The sequence below is a fragment of the Kitasatospora sp. NPDC032757 genome (assembly GCF_055579305.1).
This window is the reverse complement of the sequence record NZ_JBVINN010000045.1, coordinates 36,330-50,234: the sequence shown is the minus strand read 5'-3', so window position 1 is coordinate 50,234 and position 13,905 is coordinate 36,330. Positions and strand designations below refer to the sequence as shown.

The window sequence follows — 13,905 nt, the reverse complement described above, 5'->3', positions numbered from 1 at the left end:
ACTCTGAAGGGAGAGGCGATATGGATATCGGCCTGCTCGGCCCGCTGAGGGTCGACCAGTCGGGGGTGTCCATCGTTCCGACGGCCGGCAAGCCACGGAAGGTCCTGGCCCTGTTGGCCTGCCGGGCCGACCGGCTGGTGTCGGTGGAAGCACTGATCGAGGAGGTCTGGGGCGAACACCCCCCGCGCAGCGTCCAGACCACCCTCCAGACCTACGTCCTCCAGCTGCGCGGCTGCATCGCGGCCGCGCTGGACGGGCCGGCCCCCGTCGGCCTGCCGCTCGGCGCCAAGAGCGTCCTGGTCACCGAGGCCGGCGGCTACCTGCTGGACACCCAGGGCGGCACCCTGGACAGCACCGAATTCGCCCTGCTCTGCCGCCGCGGACACCGGGCGATGGACGTCGGGGACCACGTCACCGCCTCCGCCACCTTCCGCAAGGCGCTCGAACTCTGGCGCGGGCCGGCCCTGGTGGACGTCCAGTGCGGGCTGCTGCTGGAGGCCGAGGCGCGCTCCCTGGAGGAGTCCCGGCTGAGCATCCTCGGCCGCCGGATCGAGGCCGACCTGAGGCTCGGCCGCCACCACGAACTGGTCGGGGAGCTCTCCGGCCTCTGCGCCCAATACCCGCTGCACGAGGGGCTCCAGGGCCAGTTGATGATCGCCCTCTACCGCTCCGGGCGCCGCTCCACCGCCCTGGAGGCCTACCAGCGGCTGCGCACCGTGCTCAGCCGCGAACTCGGCCTGGACCCGTCCCCGGAGCTTCGCGAACTCCAGAGCGCCCTGCTGGACGCCGACCCCGGCCTCGACCTGGTCGGCACCGTCACCCCGGGCCGGCTGCTGCGCGCCATCTGACCGACCGTCACCACCCCACGAGAGAGGCATACGATGAGCGAGTTCTCCCTGTCCGAGCTCACCGGCAAGCTGCGCGACTGCGCCGGCGAGGCCGAGGGCTACGACCTGGACACCGACGACGTCACCGACGTCCCGTTCCTCGAACTCGGCTACGACTCGCTGGCGCTGCTCCAGGTCACCGGAGTGCTCAAGCGCGAGCGCGGGATCGTGATCCCGGACGACGAGGTGATCGCGGCCGAGACCCCCCGGGTGCTCCTCGACCTGATCAACCACAGCCTCGCCACGCGGGCCGCCTGATGCCGTACGCAGCCATCACCTACCGCGTCAAGCCGGGCCACGAGGACGAGATCGCCGCGATCTTCGCCTCGTTCCAGCGGGTCGACACCCCCGACTACGCCGCCGCCGACGGCAGCGAGGCCGGGCGGCTGCTCGGCACCGGCGTCTTCATCAAGGACGACGTCCTGATCCGGGTCATCCACTACGAGGGTGAGTTCGCCGCCGTCGGCCGGCACATGGCCGCCCAGCGGGGCGTCCACCTGCTGGAGGAGAAGCTCGCCCCCTACCTCGCCGAGGAGCGGGACACCACCAGCGCCGAGGGCTTCGCCGCGTACTTCCGCAACGCGCTGATGCGCTCGATCTCCCAGCTCACCGTGGACACCCACCCGAACCGGGCCTGACCGCCCCGGTCACCCGAGGAAAGGCGGCCCCACCATGACCACGGCACTGGGCGTCCTCGCGCTGCTCGGCAGCGGAGTCACCGCCGGAGTGCTCTTCGCCGTCGCGCTGAGCGTGCTCCCCGCGCTCTTCGCGATGCCCACCAGCACCTACGTGTACGCCCATCAGCTGCTCGGGCGGAACTGGGATCCGACCATGCCGGCCATCGTGCTGGGATCCACCCTGGCGGACGTCCTCTGGGCGGTCCTCGGCGGCTCCGCCGTCCGGGCCGCGGCCGTGACCGCGGCGGTCCTGCTGCTGGGCGTCTCGGCCGTGTCCCACCTGTGCAACGTCCCGATCAACCGGCGGGTCAAGGCGGTCGAGGACCCGCAGCGACTCCCCGCCGACTGGACCGACCCGCGCCCGCTCTGGCGGCGCTGGCACCTGCTGCGCACCACCCTCGCGGTGGCCGCACTGATCGCCAACACCGTCGCGGCACTCGGACGATGAGCGGAGAAGGGCCGGGCCGGCCTCCCCACGGGGAGACCGGCCCGGCCCTTGTTCCGGTGCGGCGCGGCGCCGCCCGGTCAGGACGCGGGCGCCGCGTCCCGGACCGAGATCTGCGCGACCGTCCGCAGCAGGCTGCGCCGGAAGGTCGCCACGAACCCCTCGACCGTGTCGGTGTCCCGGGGCCGGCTCAGGTAGGGCTTGAGCCTGAGCTCCACCTCGCGCACCCCCGGCTGGCCGGCCATGTGCCGGGCCACCGCGTCCAGATCACCCTGGTACTCGATCACCCGCACCAGGGTGTCGTCCCGGATGAACACGGCGGTGGCCAGGATCCGGCCGGCCTCCTCACCGCTCTCCGTGCGGACCCGGTCCGACCTCACCCGGCGGAAACTGCCGAAGATCTCGGTGAGTTCGGCCTCGAAGCCCGGCTTGATGTCGTACGTGATGGCGGCGAACGGCATGGGTGGCTCCTGCGTGTGCGGTGGGCGGTGAACCCCCCAAGGCCACCACCGGCGGCTCGTATTCTCCTCAAGTCCCTTGTCTGGACGGCCTCTTGAGCCTGGCTCCAGTTGCCGCTGCAACAGTCCGGCGTGTCGGAAGGGCACCCAGCGGCAGGAGGACAGCAATGCACCGAACCCTCATCGTGGCGAAGTTGCAGCCGGGCAAGGCGGACGACATCGCGGGCATCTTCGGCGACTCGGACGCCACCGAACTGCCCCACCTGGTCGGTGTCTCCCGGCGCACCCTGTTCCGGTTCCACGACCTCTACTTCCACCTGGTCGAGGCCGACCAGGACATCACGCCCGATCTCTACCGGGCCCGCAGCCACCCGCTCTACGAGGAGATCAACACCCGGCTGGCCGCCTGCGTGAACCCGTACGACCCGAACTGGAAGGAGCCCAAGGACGCCATGGCGACCCCCTTCTACGTGTGGACCAAGGACGAGGGGCGGATCCAGTGACCACCGAGACCGACCGCGCCACCATCACCCGCACCGTCAAGGTCTCCGCCGACCAGGTCGAGGCCAACGTCAAGCGCGGCGGCGACATCCGGGTGACCCTCAGCCCCAAGACCGTCGGCTGCACCTCCGGCTTCGGCGGCGTGCTGCGCCTCGCCCCCGGGGACCACGTCACCGAGCACTACCACCCCTACTCCGAGGAGTTCATCCACGTCGTCTCCGGCGTGCTGGAGATGACCCTGGACGGCCAGACGGTCGCCCTCGGCGCCGGGGACTCGCTGCTGGTGCCGATCGGCGTCCGGCACCGGCTCGTCAACACCGGTGAGACCACCGCGAACTGCGCCTTCCACCTGTCGCCGCTCGCGCCGCGCCCCGAACTCGGCCACGTGGACACCGAGCCGGCCCAGCACCCGGCGGCCGCCAACCCGCAGGTGGGCGGTTCCCGATGACCGCCGAACGGCGGGCGGTGATCACGGGGATCGGCGTGGTGGCGCCCGGCGGGGTCGGCCGGGAGGCGTTCTGGCAGCTGCTCACCGAGGGCCGCACCGCCACCCGGCGGCTCAGCCTCTTCGACCCGGCCGGGTTCCGCTCGAAGGTCGCCGCCGAGGTGGACTTCGACCCGGCCGCGGCCGGCCTGGAGGCCCGCGAGATCCGGCGGATGGACCGGGCCGCCCAGTTCGCCGTCGTCTCCGCCCGCGAGGCGATCGCCGACAGCGGCCTCGACCTGGCCACCGTCCGGCCGGAGCGGATCGCCGTCGGCGTGGGCAGCGCCGTCGGCTGCACCATGGGCCTGGAGGAGGAGTACCTCGTCCTCAGCGACCGCGGCCGGCAGTGGCTCGTCGACCACACCTACGGCGTCCCGCACCTCTACGGCTACATGGTGCCGTCCACGCTCGCCGTGGAGGTCGCCTGGGCGGCCGGCGCCGAGGGCCCGGTCTCGCTGGTCTCCACCGGCTGCACCTCGGGCATCGACGCCGTCGCGCACGCCGTCCAGCTGATCGAGGAGGGGAGCGCCGACGTCGCGCTGGCCGGCGCCACCGACGCGCCGATCTCGCCGATCAGCGCCGCCTGCTTCGACGCGATCCGGGCCACCACCGCCCACAACGACGACCCCGAACACGCCTCCCGGCCGTTCGACCGGGACCGGGCCGGCTTCGTGCTCGGCGAGGGCTCCGCCGTCCTGGTCCTGGAGGAGAAGGCCGCCGCCGAGGCGCGCGGCGCCCACGTGTACGGCGAGATCGCCGGCAGCGCCGGGCGCAGCAACGCCCACCACATGACCGGCCTCAAGCGGGACGGCCGGGAGATGGCCGAGGCCATCTCGGTCGCCCTCGACCGGGCCCGGCTCGACCCCACCGCCGTCGACTACATCAACGCGCACGGCTCCGGCACCCAGCAGAACGACCGGCACGAGACCGCGGCGTTCAAGCGCGCACTCGGCGACCACGCCTACGACATCCCGGTCAGCTCCATCAAGTCGATGATCGGGCACTCGCTCGGCGCGATCGGCTCGATCGAGGTCGCCGCCTGCGCACTGGCCCTGGACCGGCAGGTCGTGCCGCCCACCGCCAACCTGCACAACGCCGACCCGCACTGCGACCTGGACTACGTCCCGCTGACCGCCCGTGAGCACCGCACCGACGTGGTGCTCACCGTCGGCAGCGGATTCGGCGGCTTCCAGAGCGCGATGGTCCTGGCCCGGCCCGGCGCGGCCGGCCACGGGAGGAGCTGACCATGCCCGCCGACGACCAGCCCCCGGTGATCACCGGCATCGGGATCACCGCCCCCACCGGCATCGGCGTCGAGGCCCACTGGGCCGCCGTCCTGGCCGGCAAGTCCGGCATCGAACGGATCACCCGCTTCGACCCCGAGCCCTACCCCGTCCGGTTCGCCGGCGAGGTCACCGGCTTCAGCGCCGCCGACACGGTGTCCAGCCGGCTCATCCCGCAGACCGACCACTGGACCCACCTCGCGCTCGCCGCCTCCGAGGCCGCCCTCGCCGACGCCGGCGTCGACCCGGCCGCGCTCCCCGAGTACGAGATGGCCGTCGTCACCGCCAGCTCCTCCGGTGGTACCGAGTTCGGCCAGCACGAGATGGAGGCGCTCTACCAGCACGAACCCGAATGGGTCGGCGCGTACCAGTCGATCGCCTGGTTCTACGCCGCCACGACGGGCCAGATCTCCATCCGGCACAAGCTGCGGGGCCCGTGCGGCGTGCTCTGCGCCGAACAGGCGGGCGGGCTCGACGTCATCGGCCAGGCCCGCCGGCTCACCCGCAGGGACGCCCGGCTGGTCGTCACCGGCGGCACCGACGCCTCGCTCTGCCCGTACGGGTTCGCCGCCCAGCTCTCCACCGGCAAGCTCTCCACCGTGCCCGACCCGGCCCGCGCCTACCTGCCGTTCGACCGCTCCGCAGCCGGCTACCTGCCCGGCGAGGGCGGTGCGATCCTCGTCATGGAACGGGCCGCCACGGCCGACGAGCGCGGCGCCGGACAGCGCTACGGACGGGTGCTCGGCTACGCGGCCGGCTTCGACCCCGCGCCCGGCTCCGGCCGCCCGCCCGCGCTGCGCCGCACCGTCGAGGCCGCGCTCGCCGACGCCCGGCTCACCGCCGGGGACATCGACGTGGTCTTCGCCGACGCCGCGGGGACCCCGGCCGAGGACCTCGCCGAGGCCCGGGCGATCAGCGGGGTCTTCGGCCCCCGCGCCGTACCGGTCACCGCCCCCAAGGTGCTCACCGGCCGGCTCTACGGCGGCGGCGCGCCGCTGGACGTCGCCACCGCACTGCTCGCCCTGCGCGACGGCGTCATCCCCCACACCCCCGGGGTCGAGGCGCTCGCCCCCGGCTGCGACCTCGACCTCGTCACCGACGAACCCCGGACCGGCCCGCTCCGGCACGCCCTGGTGCTGGCCCGCGGCCACGGCGGGTTCGCCTCGGCCCTGATCCTCGGACGCTGACGGAAGGAGACCCGCCATGGCCGGTCACACCGACAACTCGATCGTCATCGACGCCCCCCTGGAGACCGTCTGGGAGATCACCAACGACCTGGAGAACTGGCCGCGGCTGTTCAGCGAGTACGCCTCCGCCGAAGTGCTCGAACGCGACGGCGCCACCGTCACCTTCCGGCTCACCATGCACCCCGACGAGAACGGCGCGGTGTGGAGCTGGGTCTCCCGGCGCACCCCCGACCCGCTGACCCGCACCGTCACGGCGCACCGGGTCGAGACCGGTCCGTTCGAGTACATGGACATCCGCTGGGAGTACACCGAGGAGGTGGCCGGCGTCCGGATGCGCTGGATCCAGGACTTCCACATGAAGCCGCAGGCCCCGGTCGACGACGCGGCCATGACCGACCGGCTCAACCGCAACACCGCCGTCCAGATGGACCTGATCAAGGACAAGGTCGAGGCAGCCGCCCGCGCCCGCGCCTGACACCCCGGGAAGGGACCTCCGGTGACCGCACTGCTCGCCCCGCTGGTGGTACTGCTCAACGGCCTCGCCGCCGGGGTGCTCCTGGGCACCCAGCTCGGCGGCTGGCCGCTGCTGGCCGCGCTGCCACCGGACCGCTACGTGCACGCCCACGCGTTCTTCGCCACCCGCTACGACCCGTTGATGCCGATCTGCCTGGTCGGCACCCTGGCCGGTGACCTGGTGCTGGCCGCCGGCGGCTCCGGCACCGCCGCCCGGCTGCTCTGCCTGGCGGCCGCGGCGCTCGCCGCCGTCACCATCGCCATCTCGCTCACCAAGAACGTCCCGGTCAACAAGTGGATCCAGGGCATCGACCCGGACAACCTGCCGGAGAACTTCGCCGAACTCGACCCGCGCGCGGTCTGGGGGCCGTGGAACCGCAGGCGCAGCCTGCTCGCCATCCTCGCCTTCGTCGCCAACTGCGCAGCGCTGGCCGCCCTGCTCTGACCACCGACCCCCACAGCCACACGGAGGAAGACCATGAATCTGGCCCTGGAGGGCAAGAAGGCCCTCGTCACCGGCGGTACCCGAGGCGTCGGCCGGGGCATCGTGCTCGCCCTCGCCCGGGCCGGCGTCGATGTCGTGACCTGCTACCAGCAGCAGAGCGACTACGTCGGCTCGCTGGAGCGCGAGTTGAAGGAGACCGGCGGCAACCACCTGGTGCTGCGGGCCGACGTGACCCGGCCCGAGGAGGTCGCCGACCTGGTGGCGCGCGCCGGCGAGGCGTACGGCCGGCTCGACCTGGTCGTCAACAACGCCGGGGCGATCAGCCACATCCCGTACGCCGAGCTGCCGCTGGAGGAGTTCCAGCGGGTCTTCACCACCAACGTCACCGCCGCGCACCTGGTGATCCAGCACGCGCTGCCGCTGCTGCACGGCGGCTCCTCGGTGGTGAGCATCGGCTCCAAGGCGGTCGACGCGGGCATCCCGCTGCGCTCCCACTACACCGCCACCAAGGCCGCGCTGGTCGGGCTGAACCGCTCGCTGGCCAAGGAGTTCGGCGCCAGGGGCATCCGGTTCAACGTGGTCGCGCTCGGCGTGGTGGAGACCGAGAACCTGCACCGGATGCCGCAGGAGCAGCAGCAGGTGATGGTCGAGCGGTACAGCGCCAAGACCGCGCTCGGCCGGCTCGGCACCCCGGAGGAGGTGGCCGGCGCGGTCCTCTGGCTCGCCAGCGACCTCTCCCGCTACGTCACCGGCTCGACCGTCAGCGTGGACGGGGGGATCTCCTGATGACGTTCCGGGTCATGCTGCGGATGGAGATCTGGCCCGAGGCCGAGACCGCGTTCGTCGAGGAGTGGCACCGCGGCACCGAAGCCGTCACCGGCCACCCCGCCAACCTCGGCCAGTGGCTTTCCAAGGACAGTCACCAGGACAGGGTCTACTGGATCGTCAGCGACTGGCTGGACGAGCCGCGCTTCCGTGAGTTCGAGGAGAGCCAGGCCCACCTGGAGCATCGGGCCCGGCTGTACCCGTACCGCAGCGGCGCGTCCTTCCACACCATGGAGGTGGTCTCGCACATCCGGGGCCGGGCGGCCGCCCATGCCTGAGGTGCGTGTCCTGGTGTACCAGATCGCGCGCGACGAGGAGGAGTTGGCGGCCGTCCGGGCCGCCTACCACCAGGTGAGCCGGCGACTGGCCGCGGTGCCCGGGATGCTCGGGAACGAACTGCTGCGGCAGGACCACGACCCGTCCTCGCTGGTCGTGGTCAGCCGCTGGGAGAGCTGGTCCGCGTTCGAGGCGTGGGAGCGCGGTGCGGGCCACCGCGACGACACCGCGCCGCTGCGGCCCTTCCGGGACAACCGCACCGGCACCCCCTTCGCGATCTACCAGGTCGACGCGGCGTACTGACCGCCGCCCCGAACCGCTGTCCCCGGCGCTCACCCCCGGTGCCGGGGACAGCCTTCTGCCCGCACGTTCCCACCAGCACGACGGATGAAGGAAGGCAGCACTATGAGCCGCGCGAGACTGGCGTTCATCGGACTCGGCAGCATGGGCGGCGGCATGGCCCACCGCCTGCTCCGGTCCGGACACCCGCTGACCGTGCACAACCGGACCGCGAGCCGGGCCGAGTCGCTGCGCGCCGAGGGCGCGGTGGTGGCCGCGACGGCGGCCGAGGCCGCCGCCGGTGCCGGCACCGTGCTGCTGAGCCTCAGCGACGAGGCCGCCGTCGAGCAGGTGCTGTTCGGCGAGGTGGTCCCGGTGCTGGCCCCCGGCGCCCTGGTGATCGACACCTCCACCGTCTCGCCCGAGTACGCCCGGCAGGCCGCCGCCCGGCTGGCCGCCGGAGGGCTCCGGCGGGTCGAGGCGTGCGTCGTCGGCAACCCGATCCAGGCACGGGAGGGGCAGCTGCGGGTGTTCCTCTCCGGCGAGGACCGCGACGTCGAGGCCGTCCGGCCCGTCCTGGAGACCATCGGCTCCGAACTCGTCCCGCTCGGCGCCCCCGGCTCCGCCGCCACCGCCAAGCTCATCCTCAACCTGCTGCTCGGCGCCCAGGTCGCCTCGCTCGCCGAGGCCGTGACCTACGGCGAACGGGCCGGCCTCGACCGGGACCGCCTGCTCGCCTCCATCGCGGGCAGCGGCTTCAGCTCCCAGGTGATGCGCTTCCGGGCCGAACTGATGCGCAAGAACAGCTACCGGCCGGCCTTCTTCCGCTCCGAGCTGATGGAGAAGGACCTGCGCCTCGCCGTCGCCGACGCCGCCGACGCGGGGGTGGCGATGCCGGTGCTGGAGACCGTCCGGGCCCGCTTCGCCGCCGTCGTGGAGGCCGGCGACGGCGACAAGGACGCCTCGGTCGTGATCGAGCACATCTGAGGGCCCCCGACGGGCCGGCAGGCCACCGGTCCTCCCGGTGGCCCCGGTCCCGCCGATCCCCCGACGGGCCCGCGCCGAGCCGGCGCGGGCCCGTTCCGTGCGTCCCGCCCGCCGGCGCTACGCGCTCCGGGCGTAGAGGCGGGCCAGCGCCGCGCCCAGTGCGTGCTCCGCGTCCTCCCGCACACCGGGGGAGCGCCAGGCCACCACCCCGTCCGGCCGGACCAGCACCGCGCCCGCCTCGCTCACCCCGTACGACTTGGCCCAGGTGCCGTCCGGGTCCGACAGTTCGCCCACGCCGCCGATGCCGTGCACCGCCAGGGGGACGCCGAGCAGCCGGGAGGCCGCCCGTGCCGCGGCCGGCCAGCGGCCCGGGGTGGCGCCGGTGAGCAGCACGGCCGAGCGGCCGAAGAGGTCGAGGGCGGAGAGCTCCCCGGTGCCGGGCCGCCTCAGCCGCACGTGCGGGGCCCGGCTTCCCGGCAGGCCGCGCGGGTCGACGGCCCACACCTCCGGCGCCCCGTCCGCGGTCACCGGTCCGTCCGGCGCCCCGTCCGCCGTCACCGGCCCGTCCGGCGCCGCGGCCGGGAGCCCGAGCGAGGGGTAGCGCCAGCCGAACCAGAGCGTGACGTCCTCCACGACCCCCGGCGGGACCCCGCGCCGGCCGTGGCGGTCCCCGCCCCGGGGCCGGTCCTGCTGGCGCAGCACCGCCTGGCGCACGGTGGCCGCGCAGACCGGCCGCCGCTCCGCCTCGTAGCTGTCCAGCAGCTCCGGCGCGGCCTGCCCGGCGAGCACCGCCGCCAGTTTCCAGGCCAGGTTGTGGGCGTCCTGCACCCCGGTGTTGGAGCCGAACGCGCCGCTCGGCGGCATCACGTGGGCGGCGTCCCCGGCCAGGAACACCCGGCCCGAGCCGAAGCGGAGCGCGACCTTCGCCGCCGCCTCCCACGGGACGACCCCGAGCACCTCGGCCGCCAGGCCGTCCACGCCCGAGGCCGCCCGGATCAGCTCCAGGCAGCGTTCCGGCGGGAAGGCGGCAGCCACGTCGTCGGCGACCGACGGGTCGACGATGACGTCCAGGCGCCACTCGCTCGCATTGTCCAGCGGGATCAACGCGCCGCGCACACGGGAGTTGAAGGTGTAGCACATGATGAACCGGCGGTCGCCCAGCTCGGTGGAGAGGTCGGCCCGGAAGTGGATCGCGACGAAGCGCCCGAGCTGCCCGGTGCCGCCGAACGGGATGCCCAGCTCCCGCCGGACGGTGCTGCGCGGCCCGTCCGCCCCGACCAGGTAGTCCGCCCGGACCGGGGCGGTGCGGCCCGCACCGTCCCGGAGCAGGGCCGTCACCCCGGTGTCGTCCTGTTCCAGCCCGACCAGCTCGGAGCCGAACCGGAACCCGGCCCCGGCCCGGGCCGCCGCCGAACGCAGCACCGCCTCCAGCTCGTTCTGGTGGCAGAGGCACCAGGTGGTCGGCGACAGCGCGCTCAGGTCGGAGGCCACCTCGCGGTAGTACTCCTCCTGGAAGGCGCCCAGCTGCCGGCCGGCCAGCGACGTCGCCAGCAGCATCCCGCTGTTGCGGGCCAGCGCGCGCGCCGACGGCAGCGCACGCAGCTCCTCCTCCAGCCCCGCCTCCCGCAGGAGCTCCATCGAACGCGGGTTGACGCCCCGGGTGCGCGGATGCGACGAGAGCCCGGTGCGCTGCTCCACCACGAGGCAGGGCACCCCCCGCCGGGCGAGGAACAGCGCGGTGCAGAGCCCCACCAGACTGCCTCCGGTGATCAGGACCGGAACGTGCGGATGTTCGGTCATCCCGTACTCCTCTGCTGCGGTGGCTGGAGGCAGAGGATCGCCACCGGGCATCGGGTCCGGCTCAAGACGGGCCCCATTGACCGGGATTCGAGCGCGCCCGGCCACACTGGCCCGGTCCGGGCCGCCCGGCCCGGCGACCGGAAGAGAGGCGGCGGGGATGGCGCAGCACGACGGACCGGTCCGGGTGATCCTGCGGATGGACATCGTTCCGGGCCGGGAGCGCGAGTTCGAACGGGTCTGGCTGGAGATCGGCACGCTCATCGCGGCCCACCCGGCCAACCGGGGGCAGGTACTGGTACGGGACGCCGAGGAGGGCGGCGGCGAGGTCTACCACGTGTTCACCGACTGGGCCGACGAGGCGAGCTTCCGTGAGTTCGAGCTCAGCGAGGCGCACGTGGAGCACCGGCGCCGGCTCGGGCCGCTGCGGGCCGGCGGCGGGATGACGGTCACCCGGATCGTCCACGACCTGCGGGCCGCGGCCGTGGACTGACCGGTTTCCGCCGGCGGCGGAGCACGCGGGCGGCCCCGGACGCGAGGTCCGGGGCCGCCCGCCTCGGTCTCAGACGCCGCCGTCGACGTTCAGGGTCACGCCGCTGATGTAGGCGGAGGTGTCACCGGCCAGGAACAGCACCGCGCCCGCGACGTCCGAGGGCTGGCAGATCCGGCCCAGCGCCGTCATCCCGACGATCCGCTCCACCGCCTCGGGCGGCAGCCCGGCCCCCGGCTCGGTCTCGGTGAGGCCGGGTGCCACCGTGTTGACCCGGATCCCGCGCGGGCCCAGCTCCTTGGAGAGCGCCCGGGTGAAGCCGATCAGGGCCGCCTTCGCCGTGGTGTAGTGGACGCCGCGGACCCGGCCGCGCAGGGCGACGGACGAGCCGACGTTGACGATCGAGCCGCCGTCGCGCAGCAGCGGCAGGGCGGCCTGGGTCACGAGGTACGCCGAGGTCACGTTCTGGTCGATCACCCGGTACCACTCGTCCTCGGGCAGGTCGGTGAACCAGACCTGGCCGTCCGAGCCCACGTTGTTGACCAGCACGTCCAGGCCGCCGAGCGTCGCCCGCACGTGTTCGGCCAGCTCGGTGACGCCGGCCCTGGTGGTGACGTCGGCCTGGACCAGCAGGTGGTTCCCCTCGGTCTCCTTCAGATCCTCGGCGAGCGCGTCGGCCTCGGCGCCGCTGCCCCGGCTGCACGCCGCGACCGTCGCCCCGGCCCGGGCGAAGGCGAGCACGGTCTCCCGTCCGATTCCCTTGGTGCCGCCCGTGACGAGCACCCGCTTGCCGTGCAGTCCCTGGTCCATCGCTGCCTCTCCTTCTCCGCCGCCGGACATCGGCCGGGTCACCCTCCCGTGCCCGGCTCGCGGCCCCCTCGACGCCCCCTCGACGCCCGCTCGGAGGGGGCGGCGCGGCGGGCGCCGGGGTGGTCGCGGTACGGGGGAGCGGCCGGGCCCGCCACCGGCGCAGGGGCGGGCGGGGTGCGGCCGAGGGGTGCTCGGCGCCGGTTCGAGTGGGGCGCGATCGGGGCGTGAGGAGCGTCGGGGACGTTTCGGGGCGGCAGATGGACTGTCGTTCCCGAGGAGGGTGGGGCGGATCGATGCGGGTACTGTTCACAACCTGGGCGTGGCCCTCGCACCTGTACGGGCTGGTGCCGCTGGCCTGGGCCTGCCGGGCGGCCGGCCACGAGGTGCTGATCGCCAGTCAGCCGGAGCTGTACGAGGAGATCGTCCGGACCGGTCTGCCGGCCGCCCGGGTGGGGCACGACGTGGACGCGGCCGGACTCGTCCGCGGCTATCTCCTGTCCTCCGAGGCGGTGCCCGCGCCGGTGGCTCCGGCGGTGCCGGCCGGGCGCGGGCCGCGGGCGATGCAGATGTTCCACGCCCACGCCGACTCGATGGTGGACGGGCTCACCGCGCTGGCCCGGGACTGGCGGGCGGACCTGGTCGTGTTCGAGCCGACCGCGCTGGCCGGCCCGATCGCCGCGGCGGCGGCCGGGGTGCCCGCCGTCCGGCTGCTCTACGGCACGGACCTGCTGCTGCGGGCCCGGGGCGTGCTGCCCGGGGTGCTGGCGCCGCTGGCCGAGCGCAACGGCGTGGCCGGGCCGGTCGACCCGTTCGGGGCCGTCACGGTGGACCCGTGCCCGGACGAGTTCCAGGTGCCGGTGGACTACCGGCGGCTCCCGATGCGGTACCTGCCGTTCAACGGCCCGGGCACCGGCACCCCGCTGCCCGGCCCGGCCGCCGGCCGTCGGCGGGTGGTGGTGACCTGGGGCCACACCATGGCGAAGCTCTCGCCGGCACACTTCCTCGCCCCGCAGGCCGCCCTGGCCGCGCACGAGGCGGGCGGCGACGGCGGCACCGAGGTCGTGCTCGCCGTCTCGGCCGCCCAGCTGCCGCTGCTCGGCGAACTGCCGGGCGACGTCACGGTCACCGTGGACACCCCGCTCTGCCGGTTGCTCGACGACGCCGCGCTGGTGGTGTCGCACGGCGGCGCGGGCACGGTGCTGACCGCGCTGGCGGCCGGGGTGCCGCTGCTGCTGGTGCCGCAGCTCCCGGACCACGCGGGCCATTCGGCGCGGGTGCTGGCCACCGGCTGCGGCGAGGTGCTCAGCCGTGACGAGGCCGGGCCGGAGCGGCTGCGGGACGAGGTGCGCCGGCTGCTGGACTCCGCCCCGGAGCGGGCGGCGGCCGGCCGGCTGGCCGAACTCAACGGGGAGCGGCCAGCCCCGGCGGAGCTGGTCGCGGAGCTGGAGGAACTCGCCGACCGCCGTGCGGCGGGGGTCCGCTGACCGTCCGCCGGCACCACAGCGGTACCGCCGCGGCGGCGGCTACGCGGAACCACCGACACCGACACACCGACACCGAA

The 13,905-nt window shown here is 74.1% G+C and carries 19 protein-coding genes; 16 read left to right on the top strand and 3 right to left on the bottom strand.

The features are described 5' to 3' along the window. Positions 1-20 precede the first annotated feature (20 nt). The 4 genes from ACZ5WK_RS33810 to ACZ5WK_RS33795 are packed head-to-tail and all read left to right on the top strand — an operon-like array spanning position 21 to position 2,012. Positions 21-848, top strand: a complete 828-nt coding sequence (locus ACZ5WK_RS33810) for an AfsR/SARP family transcriptional regulator (RefSeq protein WP_396323608.1) — start codon at positions 21-23, stop codon at positions 846-848. Positions 849-881: 33 nt separating this feature from the next. Further along, entirely contained in the window at positions 882-1,145 is a 264-nt protein-coding gene (locus tag ACZ5WK_RS33805; RefSeq protein WP_396323607.1) for an acyl carrier protein, read from the top strand. After that, entirely contained in the window at positions 1,145-1,525 is a 381-nt protein-coding gene (locus ACZ5WK_RS33800; RefSeq protein ID WP_396323606.1) for a SchA/CurD-like domain-containing protein, read from the top strand. Before ACZ5WK_RS33805 ends, ACZ5WK_RS33800 begins: the two co-directional genes overlap by 1 nt. Before the next feature lie 34 nt (positions 1,526-1,559). Next, positions 1,560-2,012 carry an anthrone oxygenase family protein gene (locus ACZ5WK_RS33795; protein ID WP_465553319.1) on the top strand — a complete coding sequence of 151 codons (453 nt, stop codon included), beginning with the start codon at positions 1,560-1,562 and terminating at the stop codon, positions 2,010-2,012. 77 nt (positions 2,013-2,089) lie between these two features. Here ACZ5WK_RS33795 and ACZ5WK_RS33790 read toward each other — a convergent pair whose 3' ends face one another. Continuing rightward, on the bottom strand, positions 2,090-2,470 hold the full coding sequence (locus tag ACZ5WK_RS33790) for a SchA/CurD-like domain-containing protein (protein ID WP_465553317.1): 381 nt from the start codon (positions 2,468-2,470) through the stop codon (positions 2,090-2,092). A gap of 164 nt (positions 2,471-2,634) precedes the next feature. On the opposite strand from ACZ5WK_RS33790, the gene ACZ5WK_RS33785 reads away from it, so the two are divergent. The 10 genes from ACZ5WK_RS33785 (at position 2,635) to ACZ5WK_RS33740 (ending at position 9,247) form a co-directional block, all read left to right on the top strand. Next, positions 2,635-2,970 carry a TcmI family type II polyketide cyclase gene (locus ACZ5WK_RS33785; protein WP_396323603.1) on the top strand — a complete coding sequence of 112 codons (336 nt, stop codon included), beginning with the start codon at positions 2,635-2,637 and terminating at the stop codon, positions 2,968-2,970. Next, the gene (locus tag ACZ5WK_RS33780; protein ID WP_465553314.1) at positions 2,967-3,416 is read left to right on the top strand and encodes a cupin domain-containing protein; all 450 of its coding nucleotides are present in this window, start codon (positions 2,967-2,969) and stop codon (positions 3,414-3,416) included. The genes ACZ5WK_RS33785 and ACZ5WK_RS33780 overlap by 4 nt, the downstream gene beginning before the upstream one ends. After that, positions 3,413-4,696, top strand: coding sequence for a beta-ketoacyl-[acyl-carrier-protein] synthase family protein (locus ACZ5WK_RS33775; protein WP_465553312.1), 1,284 nt, complete (start codon positions 3,413-3,415; stop codon positions 4,694-4,696). Before ACZ5WK_RS33780 ends, ACZ5WK_RS33775 begins: the two co-directional genes overlap by 4 nt. 2 nt (positions 4,697-4,698) lie before the next feature. Beyond that, positions 4,699-5,922 carry a ketosynthase chain-length factor gene (locus tag ACZ5WK_RS33770; protein ID WP_396323600.1) on the top strand — a complete coding sequence of 408 codons (1,224 nt, stop codon included), beginning with the start codon at positions 4,699-4,701 and terminating at the stop codon, positions 5,920-5,922. A gap of 16 nt (positions 5,923-5,938) precedes the next feature. Beyond that, a complete protein-coding gene (locus ACZ5WK_RS33765) occupies positions 5,939-6,397 on the top strand; it encodes an SRPBCC family protein (protein WP_465553310.1) in 459 nt (152 codons plus the stop codon). Between the two features lie 21 nt (positions 6,398-6,418). Then, positions 6,419-6,880 carry an anthrone oxygenase family protein gene (locus tag ACZ5WK_RS33760; protein ID WP_465553308.1) on the top strand — a complete coding sequence of 154 codons (462 nt, stop codon included), beginning with the start codon at positions 6,419-6,421 and terminating at the stop codon, positions 6,878-6,880. Positions 6,881-6,913: 33 nt separating this feature from the next. After that, positions 6,914-7,666, top strand: coding sequence for an SDR family NAD(P)-dependent oxidoreductase (locus tag ACZ5WK_RS33755; RefSeq protein WP_465553306.1), 753 nt, complete (start codon positions 6,914-6,916; stop codon positions 7,664-7,666). After that, the gene (locus tag ACZ5WK_RS33750) at positions 7,666-7,983 is read left to right on the top strand and encodes an antibiotic biosynthesis monooxygenase family protein (RefSeq protein ID WP_396323596.1); all 318 of its coding nucleotides are present in this window, start codon (positions 7,666-7,668) and stop codon (positions 7,981-7,983) included. Before ACZ5WK_RS33755 ends, ACZ5WK_RS33750 begins: the two co-directional genes overlap by 1 nt. Further along, positions 7,976-8,284, top strand: a complete 309-nt coding sequence (locus ACZ5WK_RS33745; RefSeq protein WP_465553303.1) for an antibiotic biosynthesis monooxygenase family protein — start codon at positions 7,976-7,978, stop codon at positions 8,282-8,284. Before ACZ5WK_RS33750 ends, ACZ5WK_RS33745 begins: the two co-directional genes overlap by 8 nt. Positions 8,285-8,386: 102 nt before the next feature. After that, on the top strand, positions 8,387-9,247 hold the full coding sequence (locus ACZ5WK_RS33740) for an NAD(P)-dependent oxidoreductase (RefSeq protein ID WP_465553301.1): 861 nt from the start codon (positions 8,387-8,389) through the stop codon (positions 9,245-9,247). Between the two features lie 117 nt (positions 9,248-9,364). Here ACZ5WK_RS33740 and ACZ5WK_RS33735 read toward each other — a convergent pair whose 3' ends face one another. Next, positions 9,365-11,047 (bottom strand): FAD-dependent monooxygenase, encoded by a 1,683-nt coding sequence (locus tag ACZ5WK_RS33735; protein WP_465553298.1) that lies wholly within the window; start codon positions 11,045-11,047, stop codon positions 9,365-9,367. Positions 11,048-11,204: 157 nt separating this feature from the next. Here ACZ5WK_RS33735 and ACZ5WK_RS33730 point away from each other — a divergent pair, with 157 nt between their 5' ends. After that, positions 11,205-11,537: an antibiotic biosynthesis monooxygenase family protein gene (locus ACZ5WK_RS33730; RefSeq protein WP_465553296.1), complete on the top strand. Its 333-nt coding sequence runs from the start codon at positions 11,205-11,207 to the stop codon at positions 11,535-11,537. A gap of 69 nt (positions 11,538-11,606) precedes the next feature. On the opposite strand, the gene ACZ5WK_RS33725 is transcribed toward ACZ5WK_RS33730, so the two are convergent. Further along, entirely contained in the window at positions 11,607-12,344 is a 738-nt protein-coding gene (locus ACZ5WK_RS33725) for an SDR family NAD(P)-dependent oxidoreductase (RefSeq protein WP_465553294.1), read from the bottom strand. A gap of 293 nt (positions 12,345-12,637) precedes the next feature. On the opposite strand from ACZ5WK_RS33725, the gene ACZ5WK_RS33720 reads away from it, so the two are divergent. Next, positions 12,638-13,828, top strand: coding sequence for a nucleotide disphospho-sugar-binding domain-containing protein (locus ACZ5WK_RS33720; RefSeq protein WP_465553292.1), 1,191 nt, complete (start codon positions 12,638-12,640; stop codon positions 13,826-13,828). The last annotated feature ends 77 nt before the right edge of the window (positions 13,829-13,905 follow it).

Bases quoted from the DNA above. Each gene is read 5' to 3' on its own strand.
- ACZ5WK_RS33810 (WP_396323608.1), top strand. From the start codon at position 21: ATGGATATCGGCCTGCTCGGCCCGCTGAGGGTCGACCAGTCGGGGGTG.
- ACZ5WK_RS33805 (WP_396323607.1), top strand. From the start codon at position 882: ATGAGCGAGTTCTCCCTGTCCGAGCTCACCGGCAAGCTGCGCGACTGC.
- ACZ5WK_RS33800 (WP_396323606.1), top strand. From the start codon at position 1,145: ATGCCGTACGCAGCCATCACCTACCGCGTCAAGCCGGGCCACGAGGAC.
- ACZ5WK_RS33795 (WP_465553319.1), top strand. From the start codon at position 1,560: ATGACCACGGCACTGGGCGTCCTCGCGCTGCTCGGCAGCGGAGTCACC.
- ACZ5WK_RS33790 (WP_465553317.1), bottom strand. From the start codon at position 2,470: ATGCCGTTCGCCGCCATCACGTACGACATCAAGCCGGGCTTCGAGGCC.
- ACZ5WK_RS33785 (WP_396323603.1), top strand. From the start codon at position 2,635: ATGCACCGAACCCTCATCGTGGCGAAGTTGCAGCCGGGCAAGGCGGAC.
- ACZ5WK_RS33775 (WP_465553312.1), top strand. From the start codon at position 3,413: ATGACCGCCGAACGGCGGGCGGTGATCACGGGGATCGGCGTGGTGGCG.
- ACZ5WK_RS33770 (WP_396323600.1), top strand. From the start codon at position 4,699: ATGCCCGCCGACGACCAGCCCCCGGTGATCACCGGCATCGGGATCACC.
- ACZ5WK_RS33765 (WP_465553310.1), top strand. From the start codon at position 5,939: ATGGCCGGTCACACCGACAACTCGATCGTCATCGACGCCCCCCTGGAG.
- ACZ5WK_RS33755 (WP_465553306.1), top strand. From the start codon at position 6,914: ATGAATCTGGCCCTGGAGGGCAAGAAGGCCCTCGTCACCGGCGGTACC.
- ACZ5WK_RS33750 (WP_396323596.1), top strand. From the start codon at position 7,666: ATGACGTTCCGGGTCATGCTGCGGATGGAGATCTGGCCCGAGGCCGAG.
- ACZ5WK_RS33745 (WP_465553303.1), top strand. From the start codon at position 7,976: ATGCCTGAGGTGCGTGTCCTGGTGTACCAGATCGCGCGCGACGAGGAG.
- ACZ5WK_RS33740 (WP_465553301.1), top strand. From the start codon at position 8,387: ATGAGCCGCGCGAGACTGGCGTTCATCGGACTCGGCAGCATGGGCGGC.
- ACZ5WK_RS33735 (WP_465553298.1), bottom strand. From the start codon at position 11,047: ATGACCGAACATCCGCACGTTCCGGTCCTGATCACCGGAGGCAGTCTG.
- ACZ5WK_RS33730 (WP_465553296.1), top strand. From the start codon at position 11,205: ATGGCGCAGCACGACGGACCGGTCCGGGTGATCCTGCGGATGGACATC.
- ACZ5WK_RS33725 (WP_465553294.1), bottom strand. From the start codon at position 12,344: ATGGACCAGGGACTGCACGGCAAGCGGGTGCTCGTCACGGGCGGCACC.
- ACZ5WK_RS33720 (WP_465553292.1), top strand. From the start codon at position 12,638: ATGCGGGTACTGTTCACAACCTGGGCGTGGCCCTCGCACCTGTACGGG.